General features: G+C 59.2%; 19 protein-coding genes. 11 read left to right on the top strand and 8 right to left on the bottom strand.

Annotated elements, in window-relative coordinates:
- Positions 1-107: 107 nt before the first annotated feature.
- The 4 genes from BLP93_RS11580 to BLP93_RS11565 all read right to left on the bottom strand — a co-directional run bounded on the left by BLP93_RS11580 (position 108) and on the right by BLP93_RS11565 (position 6,587).
- Positions 108-3,260 (bottom strand): efflux RND transporter permease subunit, encoded by a 3,153-nt coding sequence (locus tag BLP93_RS11580; RefSeq protein WP_092121685.1) that lies wholly within the window; start codon positions 3,258-3,260, stop codon positions 108-110.
- Positions 3,257-4,450, bottom strand: a complete 1,194-nt coding sequence (locus BLP93_RS11575) for an efflux RND transporter periplasmic adaptor subunit (protein ID WP_092121682.1) — start codon at positions 4,448-4,450, stop codon at positions 3,257-3,259. Before BLP93_RS11575 ends, BLP93_RS11580 begins: the two co-directional genes overlap by 4 nt.
- An 86-nt stretch (positions 4,451-4,536) precedes the next feature.
- Positions 4,537-5,958, bottom strand: a complete 1,422-nt coding sequence (locus BLP93_RS11570; RefSeq protein WP_092121679.1) for an efflux transporter outer membrane subunit — start codon at positions 5,956-5,958, stop codon at positions 4,537-4,539.
- Positions 5,946-6,587 carry a TetR/AcrR family transcriptional regulator gene (locus BLP93_RS11565; protein ID WP_161946305.1) on the bottom strand — a complete coding sequence of 214 codons (642 nt, stop codon included), beginning with the start codon at positions 6,585-6,587 and terminating at the stop codon, positions 5,946-5,948. Before BLP93_RS11565 ends, BLP93_RS11570 begins: the two co-directional genes overlap by 13 nt.
- Before the next feature lie 398 nt (positions 6,588-6,985).
- On the opposite strand from BLP93_RS11565, the gene BLP93_RS11560 reads away from it, so the two are divergent.
- Entirely contained in the window at positions 6,986-7,411 is a 426-nt protein-coding gene (locus BLP93_RS11560) for an RNHCP domain-containing protein (protein WP_092121673.1), read from the top strand.
- Complete coding sequence (rsgA, locus tag BLP93_RS11555) at positions 7,408-8,481, top strand: ribosome small subunit-dependent GTPase A (RefSeq protein WP_092121670.1); 1,074 nt, start codon at positions 7,408-7,410, stop codon at positions 8,479-8,481. Before BLP93_RS11560 ends, rsgA begins: the two co-directional genes overlap by 4 nt.
- 173 nt (positions 8,482-8,654) lie before the next feature.
- Here the strand turns inward: rsgA and crcB are convergent, their stop codons facing one another.
- Complete coding sequence (gene crcB, locus BLP93_RS11550) at positions 8,655-9,053, bottom strand: fluoride efflux transporter CrcB (RefSeq protein WP_092121667.1); 399 nt, start codon at positions 9,051-9,053, stop codon at positions 8,655-8,657.
- Between the two features lie 442 nt (positions 9,054-9,495).
- Here crcB and BLP93_RS11545 point away from each other — a divergent pair, with 442 nt between their 5' ends.
- Positions 9,496-13,452 (top strand): PAS domain S-box protein, encoded by a 3,957-nt coding sequence (locus tag BLP93_RS11545; protein ID WP_161946304.1) that lies wholly within the window; start codon positions 9,496-9,498, stop codon positions 13,450-13,452.
- Between the two features lie 218 nt (positions 13,453-13,670).
- Here BLP93_RS11545 and ftsY read toward each other — a convergent pair whose 3' ends face one another.
- Entirely contained in the window at positions 13,671-15,089 is a 1,419-nt protein-coding gene (ftsY, locus tag BLP93_RS11540) for a signal recognition particle-docking protein FtsY (RefSeq protein WP_092121661.1), read from the bottom strand.
- Between the two features lie 609 nt (positions 15,090-15,698).
- Between ftsY and BLP93_RS11535 the strand changes: the two genes are divergently transcribed.
- From BLP93_RS11535 to BLP93_RS11525, 3 genes are read left to right on the top strand one after another with little or no spacing between them, the layout of a single operon-like run.
- Positions 15,699-17,468 (top strand): N-acetylglutaminylglutamine amidotransferase, encoded by a 1,770-nt coding sequence (locus BLP93_RS11535; protein WP_092121658.1) that lies wholly within the window; start codon positions 15,699-15,701, stop codon positions 17,466-17,468.
- Positions 17,469-17,488: 20 nt separating this feature from the next.
- Positions 17,489-19,249 carry an N-acetylglutaminylglutamine synthetase gene (ngg, locus tag BLP93_RS11530; RefSeq protein WP_092121928.1) on the top strand — a complete coding sequence of 587 codons (1,761 nt, stop codon included), beginning with the start codon at positions 17,489-17,491 and terminating at the stop codon, positions 19,247-19,249.
- 17 nt (positions 19,250-19,266) lie between these two features.
- Entirely contained in the window at positions 19,267-20,376 is a 1,110-nt protein-coding gene (locus BLP93_RS11525; RefSeq protein WP_092121655.1) for an osmoprotectant NAGGN system M42 family peptidase, read from the top strand.
- Between the two features lie 74 nt (positions 20,377-20,450).
- On the opposite strand, the gene panB is transcribed toward BLP93_RS11525, so the two are convergent.
- Together panB and BLP93_RS11515 are read right to left on the bottom strand one after the other, a co-directional pair.
- Positions 20,451-21,242, bottom strand: coding sequence for a 3-methyl-2-oxobutanoate hydroxymethyltransferase (gene panB / locus BLP93_RS11520; RefSeq protein ID WP_092121925.1), 792 nt, complete (start codon positions 21,240-21,242; stop codon positions 20,451-20,453).
- A 140-nt stretch (positions 21,243-21,382) separates the two neighbouring features.
- On the bottom strand, positions 21,383-21,817 hold the full coding sequence (locus BLP93_RS11515) for a CBS domain-containing protein (protein ID WP_092121651.1): 435 nt from the start codon (positions 21,815-21,817) through the stop codon (positions 21,383-21,385).
- Positions 21,818-22,004: 187 nt separating this feature from the next.
- On the opposite strand from BLP93_RS11515, the gene BLP93_RS11510 reads away from it, so the two are divergent.
- The 5 genes from BLP93_RS11510 (at position 22,005) to proC (ending at position 26,188) form a co-directional block, all read left to right on the top strand.
- Entirely contained in the window at positions 22,005-22,976 is a 972-nt protein-coding gene (locus BLP93_RS11510; protein WP_092121648.1) for an ABC transporter substrate-binding protein, read from the top strand.
- Between the two features lie 263 nt (positions 22,977-23,239).
- Positions 23,240-24,124 (top strand): ABC transporter permease, encoded by an 885-nt coding sequence (locus BLP93_RS11505; RefSeq protein ID WP_092121645.1) that lies wholly within the window; start codon positions 23,240-23,242, stop codon positions 24,122-24,124.
- Positions 24,124-24,918 carry an ABC transporter ATP-binding protein gene (locus tag BLP93_RS11500; protein ID WP_092121922.1) on the top strand — a complete coding sequence of 265 codons (795 nt, stop codon included), beginning with the start codon at positions 24,124-24,126 and terminating at the stop codon, positions 24,916-24,918. Before BLP93_RS11505 ends, BLP93_RS11500 begins: the two co-directional genes overlap by 1 nt.
- Before the next feature lie 50 nt (positions 24,919-24,968).
- The gene (ndk, locus tag BLP93_RS11495; protein WP_092121643.1) at positions 24,969-25,388 is read left to right on the top strand and encodes a nucleoside-diphosphate kinase; all 420 of its coding nucleotides are present in this window, start codon (positions 24,969-24,971) and stop codon (positions 25,386-25,388) included.
- On the top strand, positions 25,385-26,188 hold the full coding sequence (gene proC, locus BLP93_RS11490; protein ID WP_244148731.1) for a pyrroline-5-carboxylate reductase: 804 nt from the start codon (positions 25,385-25,387) through the stop codon (positions 26,186-26,188). The genes ndk and proC overlap by 4 nt, the downstream gene beginning before the upstream one ends.
- Positions 26,189-26,310 lie beyond the last annotated feature (122 nt).

Raw genomic sequence — 26,310 nt, 5'->3', positions numbered from 1 at the left:
TGTATGCAGGGTATGTAAAAGCATGTCATAAAGGCAGATAAAGATCCAATGTCTTCATCGAGCAATTTGCGTGGTTACCGAAGCTGTGGGCGGCGTCACCGATGACTTTAAGCGGTCTCGTCTCTTAGCCCCATTAAACCGCGCCAATCCTCCAGGACCATGTACAGGGCCGGGATGAGCAGCAGGGTGATGCCTGTGGCGAAGAGGACGCCGAATCCCAGACTGACGGCCATGGGGATCAGGAACTGGGCTTGGACGCTGCGTTCCAGGATCATGGGCATCAGGCCGAAGAAGGTGGTCAGCGAGGTCAAGATGATGGGCCGGAAGCGACGCTGGCCCGAGGCCATGACCGCATCGCGCACGGTCATGCCGTCGCGGCGGCCGGAATTGATGAAGTCGATGAGCAGCAGGGAACTGTTCACCACCACTCCGGACAGGGCCACGATGCCGAAAATACTGAGCATGCTCAGGTTGATGCCCATGATCATGTGTCCCCAGATCGCCCCGACGATGCCGAAGGGAATCGCGGCCATGACGATCAGAGGCTGGGCATAGCTGCGGAAGGGAATGGCCAGCAGGGCGTAGATCATAAACAGGGCCATCAGAAAGCCCTGGCCCATGCTGCCGAAGGATTCCCGGCGTTCGCGCTCTTCGCCTTCCAGGTCGAAGCCCAGGCCGGGATGATCCGCGGTCAGGTCCGCGAGCACGGTCCGGCGCAGCTCCTGGAGAATGTCCTGGACGTTGCCGGCGCGGGCGTCCACCGTGGCCGTGACGTTGATCACCCGCTTGCGGTCCGTGCGGTTGATGGCGCTGTACCCACGATCCTGCTGCAGGTGGGCGGCCATAGCCAGGGGCAGTTCCACCCCTCCCGGAGCGCGCACGCGCAGTTCGTCCAGGTCCGCCAGGGATGCGCGCCGATTTTCCGGATAGCGGACCATCACCTTGACCTCGTTGCGCCCGCGCTGCAGGCGCAGGGCCTCGGCCCCGTGGAACGCGGCGCGTACGCGCCGTCCCAGCTCCTCCTCGGTCAGTCCCAGGGTGGCAGCTTCGGGCCGGAGCCGGATGGTGATCTCCTCCTTGCCCGCGGCATGATTGTCCGCGATATCGCTGACTCCAGAGTAATCAGCCAGGGCCGCCTTCAGCCGCTCCGCAGCCGGGATGAGCACGTCGAAGTCGGCGTGGGAGAGCTGCACGTCGATGTTCGCACCGAAGCGCATCAGGTCGGCCTTGAAGGTCAGGGACTCCACCCCGGCCACCTCGCCGGTCAGCTCCCGCCACCGCCGGGCCACTACATCCGAGGAGACGTCACGCTCCTCTCCCGGCTGGAGTTGCAGGGCCACGTTAGCCAGATGCCCGCCGCTGATTCTGCTTGCGCCTTGTGGACCGCCGCCCGGAATCTGATGCGCGCCCACCAGGGCGTAGATATGACGCATCACCGTCCCGCCCGTGGGGTGATCAGGGAGCAGGTTTCGATCGAATTCAGCCACTGCCACGCCGGCCTGGCGCACCAGATGCTCCACCACCAGGGCGGTCTGCTCCACCGGAGTGCCGTGGGGCATTTGCAGGGTGGCGGTGATCACATCGGCTTCCACTTCGGGCATGAACCGGAACATGACCTTGCCCCCGCCCACCAGGCCGACGCTGAGGATCAGGGCGGCCAGGGCCAGGGCCACGGTGGCGTAGCGGTATTCCAGGGCCACTCCCAGCAGCCGGGCATAGGGGCCGGCCACGAAGCGCTCCAGGCCGGCGCCGACACGGTTCTGCAACCGCTTGAGGAAGTATTCCCGCTTTCGCTGCCGGGCCAGACCCTTGCGCAGATGCGCGGGCAGGATGAACAGTGACTGGATCAGCGAGATGGTCAGCACCGGGATGACCACCAGGGGGATGGCGCCGATGAACTTGCCCATGGTGCCGGCCACGAAGAGCAAGGGCAGGAACGCGGCCACCGTGGTCAGGGCGGAGAAGATGATCGGGCCGGCCACTTCCGAGGCGCCCAGAACCGCGGCCTGGTCCGGGTGCAGACCGCGCGAGCGGTGGCCGAAGGCGTTCTCGCCGACAACGATGGCATTGTCCACCACGATGCCCAGAGCCAGGATGAAGGCGAAGAGCGAGATCATGTTGATGGTCACGCCCAGGCCGGGCATGAGGAACAAGGCACCCAAAAAAGCCACGGGGATGCATAGCATCACCAGCAGCGCCAGACGCATGGCCAGAAACAGGCTCAGCCCCAGGAAGACCAGGGTCAGGCCGAGCAGGGCGTTTTTCAGGAGCAGGTCGATCCGGCTCTGGAGCAGTTCCGAGGTGTCGTTCCAGGTGGCCAGATGAATGGTCGGGGGCAGGGCCGGTCCCTTGGCGGCCACATAGTCCAGGACGGCCCGGGCGATCTCCCCGGGCTTCTGGTCGCCCACCCGGTAAATGGTGACCATGGCCGCGGGCAGACCGTCGAACAAGGCGAATTCATCGGTCTGCTCGAATCCGTCGCGGATCGAGGCTACGTCGCTCAGGCGAACCTGGGCTCCTTCCGGAGTGCGCAGGATGACGATGTCCTCGAAGTCGCGGCCGTGGTAGCGGCGCTCTTTGAGACGCAGCAGGATCTCCCCGCCCTGAGTGCGGATTTCCCCGCCGGGTAGATCCAGGGCCGCATGGCGCACCCGCTGGGCCACGCTTTCCAACGTCAGGCCGAAACGGCGCAGGTTCTCCTCGGTGATTTCGATGGCGATTTCATAGGGTCGCACCCCGCCGAGCTCGGCCTGGGTGATCCGGGGCGTAGCCAGGAGTTCGTCGCGAACCATTTCCGCGGTTTCGCGCAGGCTGCGTTCGGAGGTCTGGCCGTAGACCACCAGGGAGATAACCTCCACTCGATTGACCATCTTGGTGATGACCGGCTTTTCCGCCTCCTCGGGCAGAGTATCGATGCGGTCCACCTCGGCCTTGACGTCCTGAAGAGCCACGTCCGGATCGACTCCGGGAAGCAGTTCCACCGTGACCACGCCCCGGCCTTCCACAGCCTGGGAGGTCATTTTCTTGATGCCTTCCAGACCGCTGACGTTCTCCTCGATGATCAGGAGCACGCCTTCCTCCACCTCCTCGGGCGCGGCGCCGGGATAGGTCACGCTGACCTGGATCTTGTCCAGAGCGATCTCCGGAAAAACTTCCTGCTTGATGTTCAGGCCGACCACCAGTCCGCCGACCATGAATAAGAGCATCAGCAGATTTGCGGCCACCCCGTGATGGGCCATCCAGCGGATCATGGCGTTCATTGACGGGGCTCGTCCGTGGTGCGTACGGCCATGCCCTCGCCCACGCCGGTGAGTGAAGTCAGTATGATTCTCTGGCCCGGCTCGACTCCGGCCAGCACGAAGAGTTCCTCGCCCTGGGCCCTGATCACCGAGACTGAGCGGATGCGCAGGGCGCCGTTTTCAGCCAGCCAGATCGTGGACTGTTCCCGCAGGGCCCGTCGGGGGATGACCACCACGCCGGGAAGCTCGACGCCTTCCAGATCCACCTCCACGAAAAGGCCCGGAGTCAGATGGGACTGAGGCGCGTTTTCGGACACAAGAAGATCCTCGGTGCGTTCCAGGCCGTACGGATCGGCTACGGAGATCACCAGGGTGGCCATTCTCGTATGCGGATCCACCTCGCCCAGGGAGCGGACTACTTGACCATGCCAGACCTGCTCAGGCCGGTCCGGCATTCGGATCACGGCTCTGGCGCCGGGAACCCGCAGCCAGTCCAGGTCTTCGACCCGCACGGGCAGGCGGATCTCGGCGCTGTCCGTGTCCGCGACCACGGCAACGGGTGAGCCGGAAGGCACGAATTGCCCCAAGGCAGCGTTTTCCGAACGGATGCGGCAGTTGAACGGCGCAGAGATTTTGGTCCGGTCGAGGTTCAGCCTGGCCTGATCCCGGGCGGCGCGGGCGGCCCGGACCGCGGCCTGCGCCTGGCGAAGCTGGGGTTCATAGAGCACCAGAGGATTGGGTTCTTGGCCGGGCGGGGGAGCGCCATCACCCAGATCCGGTCCGAAACGCTCCCATTCCTGCCTGGCCACCCGGCCCGCGCCCTCGACCTTGGTCAGCTCGACCTCGGCTCGGACCACGTCGGCTTCGGAGCGCTCCAGGACCAGACGATAGTCGTCTTCCTCCAGGGTCAGCATCAGATCATCCTGACTAAAAAAACCTCCGGCCGTGAATTCCTCGGCTACCCAGACCACCCGACCGGCGACCTGGGGCACAATGGTGGCCTCCCGGGCAGCCTGCACCGTGCCCGTTGCCCGGACGATGACGGTCTTGTCCTCGCGGATCGCGGTCATGGTCTCCACCAGCACGGCCGGCACCTCGCGGGCCACGGGTTCCGGCTGAGGACGGTCGGTAATGAGCCTGGCAGCGACAAACATGGCCACGACCAGGATAAGCAGGGGAAAGATGATTTTCAGGATGGTACGGAAGTTCATGGCTGGACCTCGCGGGTCGTTGAATTGGTCATGGGTCCTATAAGTCCTATGGCCCTATAAGGACCTATTGAATCTTGCTATGCCCTCTAAAAAGCCCCACCCAAAGCTCGTGCCAACTGAACACGATCGGCCAGGATCTGACGGCGAGCCGTGAGCAGGGCCGACTCTGTATCCGTCAGCACGGTCTGGGCCTGGAGCACGGGGAGGTAATCGTTCAGGCCGTGCTGATACCGCCACAGGGCCGTATCCAGAGTTCGCTGCGCGGCGGTGCGATGGTCTTCCAGCAGCAGGACGCGTCGGGCCGTGGTCTCGTTGGCGGTCAGGGCGTCCTCCACCTCGGCGAAGGCCTGGAGCACGGCCTGATGATAACGGGCCAGCAACTCCTGGAATTCAGCTTCGGAAACCCTGACCTGGGCTTCACGCCGGCCGCCGTCCAGCAGAGGCTGGGCCGCGTTCAGGAGTAGGTTCCAGAAGATGTTGCTCGAGGCCAGCAGCGCCCCCAGGTCCGTGCTGGCGCCGCCATAGACCGCTGTCAGGGAGAAGGTTGGAAATCGGTCGGCCACGGCTGCTGCTACGCGGGCGTCCGCGGCCTGCAGCCGATGCTGGGCCGCGCGGATGTCGGGTCGTGTCGTCAGGAGCTCCGAGGGCAAGCCAGCGGCGAAAATGTCCGGGGGCACGGGCAGGGCAGGGATGGAAATGGATGGTTGTTCGCCAGGATATCTTCCCAGGAGAACGTCCAGGGCATTGCGAGACTGGGTCAGCCGGGCTTCATGGGTCGGGCGCTGAGCTCTGATCCGGGCCAGGTTCTGCTGGGCCTGGTGCACATCCAAAAGGGGAACGAGGCCCTCCCGGTAGCGATTTCGTGTCAACTCCAGGGAGTTGTGGGCATGGCTCGCGGCCCTGTCATTCAACTCCAACTGGGCCTGGGCCTCGGCGGCCAAATGGTACAGGTCGACCAGAGTGGCGCTGAGGCTGACCCGCAGGGCTCGCACGTCCTCGGCCGCTGCCTGTGCGTCCGTGGTCGCCGCCTGCTCCCGCGAGGACAGCCTGCCCCAGAGGTCGAGTTCATAGGCGGCGGCAGCACTGAGACGGTATGCATCGTCGGTTTGCGGACCCAAGGGAAGCGCCTGGCGCTGCCTGCCGCCCGCCCCCTCCAGGTTCAGGCCAGGTGAACGGGCCGCGCCCGCGACGTCCGCCGCGGCTTGAGCGCGTTCCAGGCGCGATGTCGCGGCCCGAAGGTCCATGTTGCCGGAAAACAGCTCCTGCATCAGGGCGTCGAGCCTGTGGTCATCGAAGGCGTTCCACCAGTGGGTCATGCCGGGGAGGGCCGTCGCTTCGGTGACGTCTCCGGCAAACGCGCTGGGCATGCCCGGTGGAGGCTGCACGGTTCGGGGCGTGTGGGCGGCACACCCGGTCAGGTGGAGCGCTGCCAGCAGCAGGAGCGCGGCCGGGAGCAGGTTTGCAAGCGTCGCCGAGGAGGGGGGAAGCCAACAGGTCAATCTGAGCATGGAGCCTCCATGCCGGCCACGGCAAATGCGAGCAGTTGCCGCAGGAGGTGTTCGGCGTTCCAGTCAAGTGATGCTCCCGGAAAGGCGAAATCGGCTTTGCGGCCTGTAAGGCTCAAAGTGCTGCCCATGGCGCCGAGGGTGAAGAGCAGCCGCCGCAGCAGAACCGGTCTGGGGATGTCCGGCAGCGACAGGCACAACGCCTCGAAAAAACGGCCGATCACCGGAGACATGGCCTTCATGAACAGTTTGCGGACCGTGTCGTCGGATTCGTAAAATACGCGGCCGATGAGCATGATGAAGTGGGTGTTGCCGGAATCCTCCTCCAGCAGGCGCAGGGTCGGCTCGAGAAGAGCCCGCAGGATCTCCAGGACCGTAGGGCGCCTGTCCTCGGCTTCGGCCGCGGCCAGCGCCGATTTCAGCATCCCCAGGCGCTGCTTGTTGAGCCCGGACAGACGCCGCTGGATGATCGCCTCCATCAGACCGTGCTTGGTGCTGAAATGATAGTTGACCGAACCCAGGTTTACACCGGCCTCGCCGGTGAGTCTGCGCATGGAGGTGGCATGGTAGCCGTCCCGTGCAAAAAGGCGTTCTGCGGCATCCAGGATGCGGTCCGGTGTGCTTGTACTCATGATTGATCCTTGCGGTTTGTTGCGGAGGAAGAAATTCATACATACGTATGAATATAATAGCAATGAACACGGTTACATTATTTTTCTTGACAGCCTGTGGGAATGCATGAAATAAGCCGTTTTTTTTTAACATCCATACATAAAGGGTTTGCATGTCCGCGTTCGTCGTAGAAAGTGTCGCAGTGGCGGGAGCAGCTTAGGTCAGGCAACCGATGCCGCGTTTTCCTGGTTTTTTCGTCTGATCCTGCCCATTCCGGGTCGTCCGACCCATTGCGTCACTGATACTCCCGATTCATAGGGATGCCCGGTTCTTCCGGGCATGCGTGCACCGTTACGACCGCCGCCACGGCTGGTTGCGGGCGCCGCTGTATTCATCAACGACTTTACAGGACACCACAATGCGAACCAGATTCGACCAGCGCCGCCCTGACGGCGTTGCACCTTCTCAAGGCGCTTTTCTCTGCGCGCACTGCAATTCCACCATTCCCGGAGAAGCTCCGGGCACCCGGCACCGCAATCATTGCCCTCATTGCCTTTGGAGCCTTCACGTCGACTTGCGCACCGGCGATCGCCGCAGCGGATGTCAGGGCCGGATGGAACCCATCGGCGTCAGCTTGCGCTATGATGGGGACTGGGCACTGCTCCATCGCTGCCAATCCTGCGGATTGATCCGTATGAACCGCATCGCCGGCGACGACAACCCGTTGGCCTTGTTCTCCCTGGCCGTTCGCCCCTTGGGCAGGCCTCCCTTTCCCATGGACCTGTTGCCGCGGATGGTCAGCGGCGGACAGGACCTGTCCGACGGCGAGGAGGTACAATCATGAACCTCCATGCCTTGGGCTGGACTTCCGACCTGGCCGATGGATTTGCCGAGTGGTCGCAAACTAGGTGCGTTCCGGCGCGGATCTGCCGCGAGGACAGGGGAGCATATACCATTTTGACGGAACAGGGCCGCGTTCAAGCCGAAGTGAGCGGAAAGTTCCGTCACAGATCCGCGAACAGGACCGATTACCCGTCCGTGGGAGACTGGGTTGCGGCGGAAGCGGCGGGTATGCCCTCCCCGGCCATCATTCACGCCGTGCTGCCCCGACGGTCGGCGTTCATCCGCCGCATGCCCGGCGGGAAAAGCCAGGGTCAGATTGTCGCGGCCAATGCGGACACGGCCTTTCTGGTCAGCGGACTGGACCGGGATTTCAATCTCAGGCGAATCGAGCGCTATCTGACCCTGGCATATGATTCCGGCGCGAACCCGGTCATCCTCCTGAACAAGGCTGATCTTCACGGGAATCCGGAATCAGCGAGACTGCAGGTTGAGAACGTTGCGCAGCATGTTCCGGTACTTGTGATGAGCAGCGTGACCGGCGCAGGGTTGAGCGAATTGCGGGACCTGCTCGTGCCGGGCCGGACCGGGGTGCTGCTTGGCTCATCCGGTGTGGGCAAGTCTTCGATCATCAACGCCCTGATCGGCCTGGATGCCCGGAAAACCAACGCCGTACGCGAGGCGGACGGCAGGGGCCGCCACACCACCACGCACCGGCAGCTGATGATCCTGCCTGGCGGTGCGATCCTGATCGACACGCCGGGGTTGCGGGAGATCCAGCTTCTGGCCGACGAGCAGGCCCTGGACGTTTCCTTCGAGGACATTGCCGAATTGGCCGCTGCATGTCGTTTTCGGGACTGCTCCCATGCTGGGGTACCGGGCTGTGCGGTCCAGCAGGCCCTTTCGGAGGGCCTGTTGGATATGGAACGTTACGAGAGCTGGCTGCGGCAATGCAAGGAAATCAGATTCCATCAGCGGGAGCAGGACGTCCTGTTGCGGATCCAGGAAAAGAAACGCTGGAAATCGATTCAGAAAACGGTCCGGGATATCTATCGGTTCAAGGGAAAATGGTAGACGGGTAACGGCCTGTTCCGGTTCAAGCTGCCGTAACAGGCCGATTTTATTGAATAAAACGAGTAGATATATGCGGTGCCTGCCCCCGATAAAATGCGGGGCTCTTTACGAATGCAAGACTCAGTACGTCAAAGTATCAACCATATCGGATCAACCGATAACCATATAATTTTCTACCATCCCCGACCGGCCAGAAAGCCGAGGTACAGGGCGGTGAATCCGAGGATGTTCTGGCCGAGCAGGTTCAGGCCGAGCTTGAACCACTGGGCCTGTTCAAGCAGAACGGTGCTTTCGAAGATGTATGTCGAGAACGTCGTGAAGGAGCCCATGAAACCCACGAGGAGTATGAACCGCAGTTGCAGTGGAATTAAACCTCGTTCCTCGGACAGAACCCAGACCAGCCCGAAGAGGAAACAGCCCAGGATGTTGACCGCGGAAGTTCCCCAGGGAAAATTACGTCCCAAGAAAGTATATACGGCCAGAGAAAGCCAATACCTGGCCAGCGCTCCCAACGCGCCGCACAGGCCGATGAGCAGGATGACTTTCAGGGCTTCAGGGAAACGGAAGAGCATGGGGTGTTTGTCCGGCTACGCAGGGTTCCCATGGGTTCCCGGCATGATCAGGATTTCGTGCGAAAGATTGGTCCGGCTTGCATTGATTTTGAGGTTTCGCATGTTTGACTGAGCCAGGATTCGTTCATCGAGCCATTGCCGCATTGTGGAGCACAAAACGATATTTATTCAAGTAATGGTTCAGATGTTGCGAAGCCGGCGAAGGGGTTTGTGCGGCAGTATATCAAGGCATGCCAGACCTCAGCTGAGTCGTTGCAGGACTTCTTGCTTCGAACTCGACCTTTACGTACTGTCCATCGAAAATTATCGCAACCGCATCCGTATTTCTTGGTCCGGTTGTCTGTGATAATGCCTCGCAATCCGTAATACCATCCGTCACCGTTTTGTATCACGCAAACATCCACATCTTATGTCTGACACGTCTTCAAACACCGCATCGGAAATGACTGCATCGGGACTCGACGCGTCGGGCAATGCTCCGGTTGCTGTTCCGACAGAGGGTTCCGATGGGAACGCCTCGTACGCGGAGCATCTTGAGCAGTTGACGCAGGAGTTGCATCAGGCGCGCGAGAAACTGGAGGATTACCGGCGGTACATCGCGGACCAGCATGAGTTGCTGCCTCTGGGAAGCCTGCTCGTGACCGAAGACGGACTGATTCGTCAGGCAAATTCCTGCGCCGTTCTGATGCTGACCCGGAATCACTCCATACCGCATGACCTTCCCCTGAACAACTACGTTGACAGCGCCGATGAAATTACCTTCACGGACGCGCTGCGTCGTCTTTTTGCTCTGAAAACGCCGCAGGACCTGGAAGCTCGTCTGATCCGCGGCGATGGCTCCGCGTTTCAGGCTCGGATTTCCATGACTTTGGAGATGCCGGCAGACTCTCGCTCAATGGCTCGGGTCCGCATCGTGGAAGAATTCGGTCGAGATACCCGCGGCAACGTGATGTCCACCTACGGCGTGGACGTCATGGCCGTCTTTGACGGCATGCCCGTTTTGTTGTGCGTTCTGGATGAACGCCGGCAGGTGATCTTTGCCAATAAGGCCATGCGTGTTTTTCTGAACATGTCCGCGGATGAATTGAGTCAAGGTCGGGCAGGCGATTTTTTGGGATGCTTCAATGCCGGCCAAGACGCGCGGGGTTGCGGTTTTACGGATGCATGCGTTCATTGCGAACTGGACAGCGCCATTCAAAGCACCCTGCGGACAGGCGACGCTTATCAGGAGATCGAATTCAAAACCACATTGCGACGAAACCCTTCCAGTCGGGAAGTGGTTCTGCTGGTCGCCACGGCTCGGCTGAAGGTCGAAGGACGGAACAGGGTGCTGCTGAGTTGCATGGACATCACGGACAGGCACTGGATGGAACAAGATCTGCGCGAGTTCCGGGAACGTTTCCAGATTCTTTTTCAGACAACGCCGGATGCCATAATCCTGTCGCGCTATGAAGACGGAGTCGTCACTGAGGTAAATGAGGCATACATGGCGCTCAGCGGCTTCGCGCGCAACGAAATCTTGGGCAAAAGCACGCTTGAACTGCGGATCTGGGAGAAGGCGGAAGATCGGCAAAAATTTGTCGATCTTCTGTCGAAGCACGGCTCATGCGTCAATTCACAGATCACATTCCGGTTCAAAGGCGACCGTCTAGTCACTACCTTGCTTTCCGGCAGGATCGTCCACCTTCAGGGTGTACCCTACATCCTCTCCGTGCTTCGGGACATTACGGAACAAAAGCAGATCGAACTCGCACTGGCCAAGAGCGAGCGCCAGTTTCGACTGCTTTTCGACAACAACAAGGATGCCATTCTCTGGGCCGACGTCAACGGTTTCCTGGTTCGCTGCAACCAGGCCGCCGAAGACTTGTTTGAAAGAAAACGCAACGAATTGCTGGGGCTGCACCACTCCGAGCTGTATCCAATGGAGAATTCCGATCATTATGACGGGATATTCAAGGAAAACATTCGGGACAGGAACAACCATTCCCTCGAAGCTGAAATCATTACCAGGTCCGGAGAGACAAAGCATGTTCAGATTCTGTCCACCATCATCGAGGTTGACGGTCAGACCATCAAACAAGGCGTGTTCGTGGACATCAGCGAACGCGTGTTCGCGCGTGAGCAGATCCAGTACCAGATCAGTCTGCAGCATCTGCTCATGGATCTGTCCCTGATATTTCTGAATGTTCCGACGGAATTTCTGGATGATGCATTGCATGAAGCCTTGGCCAGAGTTGGAGAATTCACCCAAACGGACCGCGCGTACATCTTTTCCTATGACTTCGCCCGGCAGATGATGCACAATACCCATGAGTGGTGCGCTTCGGGCATTGAACCCGAAATTCACCATCTGCAGAACGTTCGCCTCAACGCTGTTCGGAAACAAATCATCCGCCACAAGGCCGGTGAACCGTTCTACATCAACAGCGTGGAAGATCTTCCCGTTGCGGATCCTCTGCGCGGATACCTGTTGGATCATGGAATCCTTTCCGTTCTCACCTTGCCGCTGCTGACCGGACAGGAGTGCATCGGTTTTCTGGGGTTCGACTCGGTGGCGCGTGTTCGGGAATGGACGACCACGGAGATCAAGCTGTTCATGGTCCTGGCCGAACTGTTGGTCAACGTACATCGCCGCCGACATCGCGAGGCCGAATTGCATTCCGCCAGGGGCGAGGCGGAGCGGGCCAATATCGCCAAAAGCCGCTTTCTGGCGACCATGAGCCATGAAATCCGTACGCCCATGAATGGCGTGTTAGGCATGACGGAACTGCTGATGGACACCTCCCTTGACGATGAACAGCGGGAGTACGCTCAGGTGATTCAGTCCAGCGGCCAGGCTCTGCTCAGCCTGATTAATGATATTTTGGATTTTTCCAAGATCGAGGCGGAAAAGCTTGAGTTGGAAGAAGCCTCATTCAATCTGTGGAACATTCTCGAGGAAACCGTCCGCCTGCTCTCCGTGACCGCCCGGAACAAGCACTTGAAGCTTGACTGGAAGATCGATCCCGAGATCCCGGTCCACCTTCGAGGCGACCCACTCCGGCTGCGGCAGATTCTTCTGAATCTGGGCGGCAATGCAGTCAAATTCACCGAGTTCGGCCAAGTGGAGATCAGCGTCCGGCGAGAAAGCGATTCACCTATCCAGACAGGGAGGGCTTCCGTAAAACACCCTGAAATGGAATATCTACGTTTTTCGATTCGAGATACGGGCATCGGCATTCCGGAAGACATGGTGGAAAGTCTGTTCAGCCTGTTTCACCAGGTAGACGCCTCCACGACCCGCCGATTCGGCGGCACCGGCCTTGGCCTGGCCATATCCAGGCGGCTGGTGGAGATGATGGGCGGCGACATCGGAGTTAAGAGCACGGTGGGCCAGGGCTCCACGTTCTGGTTCAGGGTCGGTTTTGCGGTCGTGAGGGAGGGGGGCGCCGACGAGTCCGCTGCTCTCCGGGTTCCGGGGCCAAGCTGCCGACGACCCCGTATTCCACTTGATGCAAGAGTGCTCCTGGTGGAAGACAATCAAATCAATCAGCTGGTTGCCCATAAGATGCTCCAAAAAGTGAACATTTCTCCGGACATGGTCGTAAACGGCGTGGAAGCTGTCGCCGCCGTACGGAAAGAGCGATATGACTTGGTATTGATGGACATCGAAATGCCGGTCATGGACGGCCTGGATGCGACGGCGGAAATCAGAAGATTAGAAGACGATAATATTGCTGGGATGCTGGAATCTTGGCATTACGGAATTGAGAAGGCGGAAAGAAGTGCCAAGATCTCAGCCCCGGCTGAACAATCAGGAGGGAATAGTGCGCCAACGGCACAAGCATCCCAACGTCCCAGCATTCCAGCATTCCAGCACTCCAGAATTCCGATCATCGCTCTGACCGCTCATGCCGTGAAAGGGGACCGGGAGCGTTTTTTGGCCGCGGGAATGGATGATTACCTGACAAAACCTTTGCGATTTGAGGCCTTGGTGGAAAAGCTCAATTTCTGGCTGGGGGACCGGTTTGGGAAACGCGATGCCGAGGCCGCGACGTCAAGCGAGTCGGCCTCGCAAGAGCTTTCCCGGGTTTGTGATGTTGCGGAACTTCTGGACCGGGTCATGGGTGACGAGAGCATGATCAAGGTCCTGTTAAACGTGTTGATTGAAAATACTTTTGAAAGAATCAAGGTGATCAAGGGGTATCTGGAAGAGGGCAATGCGGGGGCGGCCGGCAGGGAGGCCCATGGCGTCAAGGGAGCGGCCCTGAACTGCAGCTGCGAGGATCTTGCCGCCATAGCCGCAACAATGGAAGCTGCGGGGAAAAACGGCGAATTGGATGCATTACGGGAACTGCTGCCGCAACTGGAGCGAAATCTGGAAGCGGTGAGGAGTTTCGCGGATCAGGTTGCGGGCTGATGCCACGCACACGAAGAATATATCTCTCGCCCGGCCCGCGACGGGCCTTGAGGCGCAGAGCGCCGATCAGAGAAATTCTTCCGGCCGCAGGCCAAAAAGTATCTTCCTCTCCGCGCTCTTCGCGCCCTCTAGCGAGTCTTCAAGCGAGCGAGAGACAAAGAAATATATTCATCAAAGGCGCAACCTGCTTGGATGTCCCTTGATGAAGGCTGCCTGCCTTAGTTGACCAGGGCCTTGGCGAAGTCTTCGCCGCTGAAGGGCCGCAAATCTTCCATTTTTTCGCCCAGGCCGATGAAACTGATGGGCATGTTGTGTTCCAGGGCGATGGCCACGACAATGCCGCCCTTGGACGTGCCGTCCAGTTTGGTCAGGATGATTTCATCCACCGTGACCGCCTCATTGAAGAGCTTGGTCTGCGAGAGGGCGTTTTGGCCCGTGGTGGCGTCAAGGACCAGCAGGCAGCGGTGGGGCGCGCCGGGCAGTTTCTTGCCCAGAACCCGTTTGATCTTGCGCAGTTCGTCCATCAGGTCGACCTTGGTGTGCAGCCGACCAGCGGTGTCCAGAAAAACCACGTCGTGGCCGCCTTTGAGGGCTGCGTCCACGGCTTCGTAGGCCACGGCGGCCGGGTCCGCGCCCTCGCCTTTGGTGAAAAAATCCGCGCCGGTGCGCTTGGCCCAGATGCCGAGTTGCTCAATGGCCGCGGCTCGGAAGGTGTCCCCGGCGGCCACCAGGACCTTGCGGCCCTGCATCTGCGCCCGGTGGGCCAGCTTGGCTATCGTGGTGGTCTTGCCCACGCCGTTGACGCCGACAACGAGAACGATTTCCGGTCCCTGGGGCACGGCAACGCTTTTCGGCTCCGGAAAAATCGCGGCCAGTTCTTGGCGCAGCATTTCGCGAAACGCTTCGGATTCCTCGATCTTTTCCTTGCGCACCCGGGCCTTGAGCCGATCCAGGAGTTTGCCCGCGGACTGATGGCCCACGTCGGCCATGATCAGTACTTCCTCCAGTTCTTCCCAGAACGGATCGTCGAACTTGCGGTGCGCGGAAAGCAGGGCGTCAATGCGTTTTGTGAGCTGTTCCCGAGTCTTGTTCAGCCCCTCTGAAAGCTTCAGAAAAAGGCGATCCCGCTCGTCTTCCTCATCCTCCAAATCCAGGGCCAGGGCCAGGCGGTACTGCAGTTCGGAACGAAACTCCGCGACCTGCTCATACCCCATGTCTTCCAGCCAGATGCGAAACTTGGATATGAATTCCTCGGCTTCGTCGGCAGGAGCCTGCAGCGCCTGGAACAGAAAACGCAGCCTATCCCACAATTCGTTGCCGGGAGTTTCCACACCGGCCAGGGTATGCTCCAGCCAGACGCTTAATTTCGGCTCGGCTCCGCGCAGGGCCTGCAAAACCTGGGCTTGCCACTCTGGCTGATCCTGGGGCTGGACCTGGGGTTGGTCCTCGGGTTGCGGCTGGATTTGTTCCTGATCGGGAACAATTGGAGGAAGCCCGGCAGGCGGGGCTGCATCGGTGGGCTCGGAGGGCGCCGGTTCTTCGGTTGGAGGCGCGGACGGTTCAACCTCTTGCGTTGTCGTGGGCTGCTGATCGTCGTCCTTGGACCACCATTTCTTGACTTTGGAAAAAAAGCCCATGCTATTTCCTTTGCGTTGATTATGAAAATTCGGAGAATTCTTAAACGGCTACGGACGGGTACCGGCTTCCGCCGGTATGACGCCAACATGCAGCAATTTATTTCATTCGTTATTCCGGTGAAAGTCGGAATCCAGGAGTTTCGTGGGGTTCGATTGCTCGGACTTTGAGCCGCTACCTGCGGCTATTCAGTTCGAAAACTGCCCCGAATGGAATAAAAAACGAGCCTTGAAGGTCTCAAATGGTCGAAAGAATGTTTCTACCGTGGCTTGGCGGATGAATCAATGGCTCAGGGGGGACCGACACTGTCCCCGAACGGTTTCTTTTGCCGGAAAAGATCTAATCAAAGCTGATTCATGATTGAAGATTATGATAAAAAATTGACAATATATGAAAATGTATATAAATATTAGTATTCTGATGCATCGGCATGCAGGGATTGTCTTCCTTGCATCAATTCAAAAACGTGATCTTGTGGACTGTATTCTTGAACATCAATGTTTGCAAATACCATTAAGTTTTGTTCCTGTTGTGATTTAGATTGTTGAGAATTGATTTTAATACATGAAAAGGCAGATATTTTTCTGATGCGTTAAAGGAGATACCAACCAATGTGCGGTATTTGTGGTGAACTGCGATTTGATCGGCAACAGGCAACTTCGGACAATGTACAGGAGATGACCAGGGCCATGGCTGCCCGCGGGCCGGACGGAAGCGGCATACTCGTCCAGAAATGTGTGGCCCTGGGACACAGGAGACTGAAGATCATCGACCTGAGCGATGCGTCACAGCAACCCATGATCGATTCGGAACTGGGACTGGCCTGCGTATTCAACGGGATCGTCTACAACTACAAGGAACTGCGTCTGGAACTGGAAAGCATGGGGTACCGTTTTTTTTCTTCCGGCGATACCGAAGTGCTGCTCAAGGCGTATCATGCCTGGGGAGAGGACTGCGTGCAGCGATTCATGGGCATGTTCGCCTTTGCCGTGCTGGAACGTGATTCCGGCACAGTCCTGCTGGGCCGGGATCGTCTGGGCATCAAGCCGTTGTATCTGGCTGAAGTCCCGGGTGGATTGTTGTTCGCCTCCAGTCTGCCGGCATTGCTGGCAACGGGAAAGGTGGACACGACATTAGACCCTGTAGCCTTGCACCATTATTTTTCCTTCCATGCCGTGGTCCCGGCTCCGCATACTCTCTTCCAAGGCATACGCAAGCTTCCCCCGGCCACCTTGATGCGGATCGAGGCGGACGGCACGCGTCGGCAGTGGTGCTACTGGCAGCCCGAGTACCGGAGTCCGGAGCCGGGCAAGGACGAAACTCAATGGCGTGACGAAGTACTTGCCGCACTTCGCCGGGCCGTTGATCGCCGGATGGTGGCGGACGTGCCCGTGGGCGTGCTGCTTTCCGGCGGGCTGGATTCCAGCCTGGTGGTGGGGCTTCTGGCCGAGGCCGGGGTGCGGGACCTGGAAACTTTTTCCATCGGTTTCGAATCCGTGGGCGGAGAAACCGGCGACGAGTTCATGTATTCGGATATTGTGGCCAAGCGGTTCGGCACCAGACACCACAAGATCGCCGTCTCCTCCCGGGAAACCCTGGACAATATGCTGGACTGCGTCCGGGCCATGTCCGAGCCCATGGTCAGCCACGACAACATTGGATTCTATCTGCTTTCCCGGGAAGTGGCCAAGCATGTCAAGGTGGTGCAGAGCGGCCAGGGCGCGGACGAGGTTTTTGCCGGATACCATTGGTATCCGCCCATGCTGGAAAGTCGAGACGCCGTGACCGATTATGCGCGGCTGTTCTGCGACCGGGACCATGCGGACTATGCCAGGCTGGTGGAGGAACAGTGGTGCCGGGACGATCACAGTCTGGAGTATCTGCGCACCCAGTTCGCCCAGCCCGGCGCCGACAGAGCCATCGACAAGGCGCTGCGCATGGACGCCCTGGTCATGCTGGTGGATGATCCGGTGAAGCGGGTGGACAACATGACCATGGCCTGGGGACTTGAGGCCCGCGTGCCGTTTCTGGACCATGAACTGGTGGAACTGGCCGCCCGGGTGCCCGCGGAGCTGAAGATCCGCGAAGGCGGGAAATACATTCTGAAGGAAGCGGCACGGTCCATCATCCCTCATGAGGTGATCGACCGGCCCAAGGGATACTTTCCCGTACCGGCCCTGAAATATCTGCAGGGGCCGTTTCTGGACTTCGTCGTCGAAGTTCTTCAGCGCCCGGAAGCCCGAAGCAGAGGCATTGTCCGCGAAGACTATCTTGCGGATCTGCTGCGTGCTCCGGAGGAACACATCACGCCGCTGGGCGGTTCCAAACTCTGGCAGGTGGCCGTGTTGGAACTCTGGCTGCAAGAGCATGGAATAGCATGATTCGCCGAGGAGGAACTTCCATGGCCCAAATCAAAAACAGAGCCGAACACCGATTTGATCGTGCCAATCTTCCTTCCCTGCGTAACTGGATGCAGGGGGAAACGCCCAGGCATGCGCAATTGCCCTCCAATGTGGTTCTGGACTGCGGTTGGGGGCGGCTGATTTTCGCGCACACCTTCAGCGACCAACGCGAACTGGTGCGGACGATTCTGAAGGAATCCCCCGGACGGCGGGACATTGCCTTTTATCTGCGCGATCCCCATGTCGTGTTGGCCATGGCGCCCCAGGAGATATTCATGGATCCTTCCCATGCCTATCGGTTATGGCTGGACCGGTATCAGCCGGATCCGTCGCTGGGTAAGCAGATTCTGATCCGCCGTATTCAGACCAGAGAGGACTGTCGACGGATGAACGCCATCTATGCCGGAAGAGGCATGGTGGTGGCCAATGAGGATTTTCTCTGGAAGCAGCGCCATGCAAAGTCCGTGATTCCGCTGGTTGCCGAAGATCTGTCAAGCCGGGAGATGGTGGGAACGGTGATGGGCATTGACCACGGCAAGGTATTCAATGATCCGGAGAACGGTTCCAGCCTTTGGTGTCTGGCCGTGGAACCCCAATGCCCGCTGCCCGGGGTGGGGGAAGCGCTGGTGCGCTACCTGGCGGAGTATTTCCAGGTTCGAGGCCGGTCCTACATGGACCTGTCCGTGATGCATGACAACGAACAGGCCATTGCGCTCTATGAAAAGGTGGGGTTTCAACGCATTCCGGTTTTCTCGGTCAAGCACAAGAATGCCATCAACGAACCTTTGTTCGTAGGGGAGCAGCCCCAGGCCAACATGAATCCCTATGCCATGATCATCATCAGGGAAGCCCAACGCCGTGGCATCAACGTGGAGGTGCTGGACGAGCAGAGCGGGCATTTCCAGCTTGTCTTCGGCGGGCGAACCATTGCCTGTCTGGAGTCGTTGAGCGAAATGACCAGCGCCGTGGCTTTTTGCCGCTGCGACGACAAAAGCCTGACCCTGCGGCTTCTGAAGCGTGCCGGCTTGCGGGTGCCGGAACAGGTTGCCGCGGCTGACGACGAACAGAACAGCGGTTTTTTGAAGCGCCATGGCCGGGTGGTGGTCAAGCCGGTGCGTGGGGAGCAGGGCCGGGGAATCAGCGTGGACGTCCGGGAGCCGCGGGAGCTGAAAACGGCGGTGGAGATGGCCAGGGACGTCTGTGATCTGGTGGTGCTGGAATCGTTCGTGGAGGGAGAGGATTTACGCATGATCGTCATCGACTACAAGTTCGTCGCCGCGGCCGTGCGCCGGCCGGCTCAGGTGGTAGGCACCGGCGAGCATACCATCGAACGGCTGATCGCCAAGCAGAGTCGGCGTCGATCCGCAGCAACCGGCGGCGAGAGCCGCATTCCCATGGATGCGGAGACCGAACGCTGTGTTTCCATGAGCGGTTGGAAGATGCAGGACATTCTCCCTGCGGGCGAAGTTCTGGTGGTGCGCAAAACCGCGAATCTGCACACCGGAGGAACGATCCACGACGTGACGGACCAAGTGCATTCCGAATTGATCCAGGCCGCGGAGCAGGCAGCCGGAGTGCTGAACATTCCCGTGGTCGGATTCGATTTTCTTGTTCCGGATGTTCAGGGGCCGGATTATGTGGTCATTGAAGCCAACGAACGTCCCGGCCTGGCCAACCACGAACCGCAACCCACGGCCGAGCGGTTCGTCGATATGCTCTTTCCCCAGACCGCCGCCAGGAAGCATCGGGAAGAGCAGTAGAGTAACGGAGGACATGAGTGGAAAAGATTACGCTGGACATGGAGTACCTGAAGAAAATCCTTCTGCAGCTGCTGGAGATTCCCAGCCCCACGGGATACACGGATCGGATCGTGCATTTTTGCGGCGAGGAACTGGAGCGATTGGGCATCCCCTTCGAACTGACCCGGCGTGGGGCCATTCGGGCGGACATCAAGGGCCGGACCAGCAGTCCGGACCGGGCTCTGGTCACTCATTTGGACACCATCGGGGCCATGGTGCGTGAACTTAAGCCCAACGGACGCCTGGGCATCGCGTCCATCGGAACGTGGTCCAGCCGCTTCGCCGAGGGAGCCAGGGTGACCATTTTCACGGATACTGAGTCGTTGCGCGGAACCATTCTGCCGCTGAAGGCTTCGGGACATGTCTACGGCGACGAAATCGACACCCAGCCCGTAAACTGGGACAACATCGAGGTGCGAATCGATGAGCCGTCGCTGAGCATCGACGACCTGCTGGAACTGGGCATTCATGTGGGGGACTGGGTGGCCGTGGATCCCCTGTGCGAGATCCGGCCCAGCGGATACATCAATTCTCGTCATCTGGACAACAAGGCCGGGGTGGCGATTCTGTTCACCGCGGCCAAGGCGATCCTGGAAAGCTCAATCAAGCCGCCTTTGGACTGCCATTTATTGTTCACCATTGCCGAGGAGGTGGGGACCGGAGCTTCGGTGACCCTGCACGGAGATGTCGCGGAAATGGTCAGCATTGACACGGCGCCGCTGCATGGCGGCCATAATCTCTGTGAACGCGGCGTCAGCGTGGCCATGATGGATTCCAGCGGCCCCTTCGATTACCACCTGACCCACCGGCTGCTGGAATTATGCCGCCGGCACGATATCCTGCATCGCCGCGACGTGTTCCGGTATTACCGCAGCGACTCGGCATCCGCCGTGGAGGCGGGCAACGATTTGCGCACCGCGCTGGTCTGTTTCGGGGTGGACGGGACGCACGGCTACGAGCGGACCCATTTCGAATCGTTACGGGCAACGACGGAACTGATTGCCGCCTACATGCTCTCCGAGCCGGTAGTCTGGCGGGATCGATTCAACCTCGGACCATTGAAGGGTTTTCCGGTGCAGCCGGAGTAGGCGGAGGGTTGAGGACAGAGGTCAGATCTCAGAGATCAGAAGTCAGAAGTCAGAAGTCAGAAGTCAGAGCATGGCTATTTGAAGGTGTGTTCCGGGGCGGGGAAATCGCCGGATTTGACCTCACGGACATACTGCTGCACGGCTTCGCGCATTAAAGCCCCGGCCTGGGCGTACTTTTTGACGAATTTCGGAGTGAAGCGGTCATAGAGGCCCACCACGTCGTGAAAAACCAGAATCTGACCGTCGCAGTCCGGGCCGGCGCCGATGCCGATGGTCGGAACGGCGAGTTGCTGAGAGATGGTCCGGGCCAGGGATTCCGGCACGCATTCAAGCACCAGGCCGAAGACGCCCGCCTCTTCCAGAGCAATCGCGTCCTCCCGGATGCGCTGGGCCGCGACTTCTGTTCGCCCTTGGACCTTGTACCCGCCAAGCTGGTGAACGTGTTGCGGAGTCAGGCCGACGTGGCCGAGCACCGGAATGCCGCTTTGGGTCATCCTGCGTACAGCCGGCAACATCTCCCGACCGCCTTCCACTTTCACGGCGTGCATTCCGGCCTCCTGCAGGAACCGTCCGGCATTGGTCACGGCCTGTTCCGGAGAAACCTGATAGCTCATGAAGGGCATGTCGCCCACCAGCAGGGCTCTTTGCGATCCCCTGGCCACTGCCTTGCAGTGGTGAATCATGTCGTCCATGGTCACCGGCAGGGTGTTCTCCAGGCCGAGCACGACCATGCCCAAAGAGTCGCCCACCAGAAGAACGTCAACTCCTGATTCGTCCAGAAGCTTGGCCGTGGCCCAGTCATACGCCGTCAACACGGTAATTTTTTCGCCATTGCTCTTCATTTCCGAGAGCCTGGCCGTCGTCATCTTTTGCACTGCCGCATCTCCTCCAAGGCAAACACCCGAGCCTGCCGCTCAATCATAGACATCGATTGACAAAAACTCGGCATATCAACACTTTCGCACTTCACTAACCACACTTCACGCATCACTCACGACGAATCTTGCTACGCTTCCATCTTGTCCAGCGCATCCATCAGGCTGATGGTCAGCTTTAAAAAATCCGCTTCGGTCAGAATGCCCACAAGCATCTTGTCCTCCACCACCGGGAGGCAACCGTACTTATGTTGCAGGAGAATCTCCGCGGCCTCACGCAGGTCCATTTCCGGATCAATGGCCGTCACGTCACGGCGCATGATTTCATGAATGGGAATAGAGGCGTCGATTTCATCCTGAACTTCGGCCTCAATATCCGCCAACTTGGAGATGGTTACGGCCAGGAGGTCTCTGTGGGTCAGCAGGCCTGCGAAGTCGCCCTGTTTGTCGACAATGGGGATATGCCGGATTCGGCCCAGGTTCATGATGGAGCGGGCGGTCTGCACGTTGTCGTGCTCTTGCAGGGAGATGACTTGTTTGGTCATCAGGTCTTTAACTTTGAGCATAGGGTTCTCCTTGTGTTCGATTAGAACTCTATTTTCCCAATACCGTCAGCATGTCAAGAAAGCTGGGAAGGGAGGCAAACGATCACCCGGCGCCGGACGTCGGGCGGCAGATATTTCTTGTCCTCCATGATTTTTTTATATAAGAAAAAGCGTTTTTTTCATATCCCTTTTTTCGAGGAGAAGCATTATGAAACAAATCATGTTGCTTGCATGTCTTATCGCTTTCGTTTTCGGACTTGCCGCTCCGGCCATGTCCGAGCAGCCCCGCATCGTCTCTGTGAACCAGTTTGTGGAGCATCCGGCCCTGGATGCCGTTTTGCGCGGTTTCCAGGATCAGTTGCGCGAGGATGGGTTTGAGTTGGATTTTCGCGTGCACAACGCCCAGGCGAACATGGCCACCGCGAACCTGATCGCGCAGCAGATCGTCGGGGAGCGCCCCCAACTGGTTCTGGCCATTGCCACGCCGTCGGCCCAGGCCATGGCCCAGACCGTGAGGAAAAATCCCTCCATGCAGAAGACCCCAATCCTGTTCAGCGCGGTGACCGATCCGGTCAGCGCCGGACTGGTGCCGAACCTGCTGAATCCCGGAGGCAATATCACGGGAACGTCGGACATGACCCCCATGGATCGCCATCTGGGACTGATCCGGGAGATTCATCCTGAATTGACGTCCCTGGGCGTGATCTACAACTCCGGCGAGGCCAACTCCCGTGCATTGGCCGATCTGCTCAAGGCCGAAACCGCCAAGGCCGGCATAACCCTGGTCGAAGCCACCGTGGCCCGTTCCAGCGACGTGTTCCAGGCCGCCAAGAGTCTGGTCGGTCGAGTGCAGGCCGTGTACGTGCCCACGGACAACACCGTGGTTTCGGCCTTCGAGGCCCTGGCCAAGGTCTGCCAGGAAAGCAAGCTGCCCTTGTATGCCGCGGACGTGGACTCCGTGCCCAGAGGCGCCGTGGCTGCCCTTGGATTCGATTATTACGAGCACGGCCGCCAAACCGGCGCCATGGCCGGACGCATATTCCAGGGTGCTGATCCGGCGACCACCCCGGTGGAGATGCAGCAGGATCTGGAATTGCATGTCAACCTGTCCGCGGCCAAGGCCATGGGAGTGACACTCTCGGAATCTCTGCTTGAACGAGCCGCGAAAATCCACGAATAAACCAATTCCATAACCGCGGGCACGGATTGTGCCCGCGGTACCATCAGAAACAGGATTCCTTTCACTTGGCCAGTTCCGCACGTGATGTCCCATCTTTTTGGTCGTGCTCTCAAGCATAAGTACCGATTGGGAATCCGGTTCACCTTGCTCGGCCTAATGAAACTATCACAACCATTTATGCATGAAATTTTATTAATCGGCATTTTTCTGAACGCAAGCATCGTCGACTCCTATGCCAATCCTGTTCGGCCCGGAAGGCGGCCATGAGCTGGTATGCGTTGCTCGGCGCCGTGGAGCAGGGCCTGGTCTACGGGATCATGGCCCTGGGGGTGTACCTTACCTTCCGTGTCCTCAATTTTCCGGACTTGACAGTTGACGGCAGTCTGCCGCTGGGAGCAGGGGTCTGCGCCGTGGCCATCAGCTCGGGAATGGATCCGTTCTTGTCCCTTTTTCTGGCCATGGGCGCGGGTTTTCTGGCCGGGATGGTCACGGGGTTTTTGAACACCAAACTGGGCATCCTGCACCTGCTGGCCTCCATCCTGACCATGATCGCCCTGTATTCCGTGAACATTCGGGTGATGGGCGGTCCCAATGTTTCGCTGCTGGGACGGAATACGGTCTTGGATCCATTGATGGGACTCGGTTTGCCCGGATATCTTTCCTCGATCATTCTTTTTGTCGGAATTGGGATCGGCATCGTGGTCTTTCTCGTCTGGTTCCTGCACACGGAGTTTGGGCAGACCATGCTGGCTACCGGGGACAATCCCAGGATGATCACCAGCCAGGGTGTGAATACCCACACGGTGATCATTCTCGGCGTGGGCTTTTCCAACGCCATGGTGGCCTTCAGCGGCGCGTTGATCGCCCAGAACCAGGGCGCGGCGGACGTGAACATGGGCGTGGGAACCATCGTTGCCGGTCTGGCCTCGGTCATCGTCGGCGAGACGGTTTTCGGAAGAGGCGGGATCATGCGCGCCGTGATCGCCGTTCTGTTGGGGTCGATCCTTTACCGCACGGCCATCGCCATGGCCTTGAGCATGAAGGTGGGCACGTTCACCTTCACTCCCAGCGATTTGAACTTGATCACGGCCGTGCTGGTGGTGCTCGCCCTTACGGCACCCAAACTCAAGGCACGATTTTTCTCATGATGCTCTCCCTGAAGCAAATCACCAAGTATTTCTACCGGGGCAGCGTGAACGAGGTTCTGGCTCTGCAAAACCTTTCCCTGGACGTGCGGCGCGGCGATTTCATCTCGATCATTGGATCCAACGGAGCGGGCAAGTCCACGATGCTGAACTGCCTGGCCGGCAGTTTTTTTCCCGATCAGGGGAGCATCCTGCTGGACGGCAAGGACGTGACGGGCTGGCCGGAGTACAAGCGGGCCAGATTCATCGGTCGCGTCTTCCAGGACCCGCTGCTGGGCACCTGCGCCTCCATGAGCATTGAGCAGAATCTGGCTCTGGCCCTACGCCGCGGACGATTCCGGGGACTTGGCTCGGGCGTGCGCCGCTTGGACCGGGATCTGTTCCGGGAAAAATTGCGGCTCCTGGATCTGGGGCTGGAAGACCGGTTTCAGGATCCGGTGGGGCTGCTTTCCGGTGGTCAGCGCCAGGCTTTGACCATGGTCATGGCGACGCTGGTTCGCCCGGATATCCTGCTTCTGGACGAGCATACCGCGGCCCTGGACCCGAAAACCGGTCAGCAGATTCTGGAACTGACCGAACGGCTTGTGGAAAGCATGGAACTGACCGCGCTCATGGTCACGCACAACATGCATCAGGCCCTGCGCATGGGCAACCGCCTGATCATGATGCACCGGGGTGAGATCATTCTGGACATCACCGGCGAAGAAAAATTCCGCCTGAAAGTGGATGATCTGTTGGCCCGGTTTTATAGTTTAAAGAAGGAAGCTTTTTCTTCGGACAAGATGTTGTTGGTGTGAGTCTGTCCCGGTTGTACCTTAAACTTTATTATATAAATGGAGAAAATCGAATGACTGAACGAACACTGTGCATGATCAAGCCGGACGGCGTGGAACGCAATTTGATCGGCAACGTCCTGACCCGGATCGAGTCCGCCGGTCTACGGATCGTGGCCCTGCGCAAGCTGCGGCTGACCAAGGCCCAGGCAGAGGGGTTCTATGCCGTGCACAAGGAGCGTCCCTTCTTCCAGAGCTTGGTGGACTATATGACGTCCGGCCCCATTGTCGCGGCCGTTCTTGAGGGTGAAAACGCCATTGCGGTCTGGCGGGGATTGATGGGCGCGACCAATCCGGCCAATGCCGACGCGGGCACCATCCGCAAGGATCTGGCACTGGATGTGGAGCGAAACACGGTGCATGGTTCCGACGCTTCGGAAACGGCTGCTCAGGAGATTCCCTACTTCTTCAATGCCATGGAGCTGCAAGGGTGAGCACTCTGCGTGTCGGCTGCATCGGGCTGGGAAACATGGGAGCGGCCCTGATCAAGGCTCTATCCCACCTTCCGGACACCACCATCCGCGGTTTTGATCCAGATGTGCACAAGGCGTGTGAACTTGAATCGACAGAGGGATTTTCCGCCGCGTCCTCGATGGAAGCGGTGCTTCAGGACGCGGATTTTGTTTTTCTGGCAGTCAAGCCGCAGATCATGTCCCGGGTGCTGACAGATGCCAAGCCAGTATTGCGCTCCGCAACCTGCATCATTTCCATTGCCGCGGGCATCACCCTGGAGCAGTTGCAAAACTGGTCCGAGCGGCGTTGCGCCGTGGTGCGGGTGATGCCGAACACGCCGGCCATGGTCGGTTCCGGTGTCACCGCGGTCTGCTTCGAAGATCCGCAACTGACCGAGGCGCAGAAGGAGATCGTCCTGGAAATGCTGGCCCTGCTGGGCCAGGTGCACGTCCTGGCTGAGAAGGATTTTCATGCCTTCACGGCCCTGGTGGGCTCGGGGCCGGCCTATGTCTATTACTTTATGGACGCCTTGGTCCAATCCGGCGTTTCCGCGGGGCTGAGCCGCCCCCTTGCCGAGCAGATGGTTGCCGGCCTCCTGGAAGGTTCGGTCAAACTGGCCTCGGAAACAGGCCTGAGCCTCTCTACCTTGCAGCATATGGTCACCTCTCCAGCTGGAACCACCATCGCCGCCCTGAACCATCTGGACAGGACAGCGACGCGTGGAGCGGTCATTGACGCAGTCCACAAGGCCGAACAGCGCAGCAGGGAGCTTGGATCGTAGCCGTCGCACTTTGCCAGAAATGTCGGATATCAAAATGGAAGCCATTGGCTTCCATTTTGTTTGCAGATCAGGATATTAGGAGAACCACGGTCAGGAGATTTTAGCGTTAATGATGAATCAGA

The organism is Desulfonatronum thiosulfatophilum (genome assembly GCF_900104215.1).
GTDB classification, from domain to species: Bacteria; Desulfobacterota; Desulfovibrionia; order Desulfovibrionales; family Desulfonatronaceae; genus Desulfonatronum; species Desulfonatronum thiosulfatophilum.
This window is presented reverse-complemented; position numbering and strand designations above follow the sequence as displayed.

Excerpts from the sequence above, each read along its gene's own strand:
- BLP93_RS11580 (WP_092121685.1), bottom strand. The coding sequence starts at position 3,260 with ATGAACGCCATGATCCGCTGGATGGCCCATCACGGGGTGGCCGCAAAT.
- BLP93_RS11575 (WP_092121682.1), bottom strand. The coding sequence starts at position 4,450 with ATGAACTTCCGTACCATCCTGAAAATCATCTTTCCCCTGCTTATCCTG.
- BLP93_RS11570 (WP_092121679.1), bottom strand. The coding sequence starts at position 5,958 with ATGCTCAGATTGACCTGTTGGCTTCCCCCCTCCTCGGCGACGCTTGCA.
- BLP93_RS11565 (WP_161946305.1), bottom strand. The coding sequence starts at position 6,587 with ATGAGTACAAGCACACCGGACCGCATCCTGGATGCCGCAGAACGCCTT.
- BLP93_RS11560 (WP_092121673.1), top strand. The coding sequence starts at position 6,986 with ATGCGAACCAGATTCGACCAGCGCCGCCCTGACGGCGTTGCACCTTCT.
- rsgA (WP_092121670.1), top strand. The coding sequence starts at position 7,408 with ATGAACCTCCATGCCTTGGGCTGGACTTCCGACCTGGCCGATGGATTT.
- crcB (WP_092121667.1), bottom strand. The coding sequence starts at position 9,053 with ATGCTCTTCCGTTTCCCTGAAGCCCTGAAAGTCATCCTGCTCATCGGC.
- BLP93_RS11545 (WP_161946304.1), top strand. The coding sequence starts at position 9,496 with ATGACTGCATCGGGACTCGACGCGTCGGGCAATGCTCCGGTTGCTGTT.
- ftsY (WP_092121661.1), bottom strand. The coding sequence starts at position 15,089 with ATGGGCTTTTTTTCCAAAGTCAAGAAATGGTGGTCCAAGGACGACGAT.
- BLP93_RS11535 (WP_092121658.1), top strand. The coding sequence starts at position 15,699 with ATGTGCGGTATTTGTGGTGAACTGCGATTTGATCGGCAACAGGCAACT.
- ngg (WP_092121928.1), top strand. The coding sequence starts at position 17,489 with ATGGCCCAAATCAAAAACAGAGCCGAACACCGATTTGATCGTGCCAAT.
- panB (WP_092121925.1), bottom strand. The coding sequence starts at position 21,242 with ATGACGACGGCCAGGCTCTCGGAAATGAAGAGCAATGGCGAAAAAATT.
- BLP93_RS11515 (WP_092121651.1), bottom strand. The coding sequence starts at position 21,817 with ATGCTCAAAGTTAAAGACCTGATGACCAAACAAGTCATCTCCCTGCAA.
- BLP93_RS11510 (WP_092121648.1), top strand. The coding sequence starts at position 22,005 with ATGAAACAAATCATGTTGCTTGCATGTCTTATCGCTTTCGTTTTCGGA.
- BLP93_RS11505 (WP_092121645.1), top strand. The coding sequence starts at position 23,240 with ATGAGCTGGTATGCGTTGCTCGGCGCCGTGGAGCAGGGCCTGGTCTAC.
- BLP93_RS11500 (WP_092121922.1), top strand. The coding sequence starts at position 24,124 with ATGCTCTCCCTGAAGCAAATCACCAAGTATTTCTACCGGGGCAGCGTG.
- ndk (WP_092121643.1), top strand. The coding sequence starts at position 24,969 with ATGACTGAACGAACACTGTGCATGATCAAGCCGGACGGCGTGGAACGC.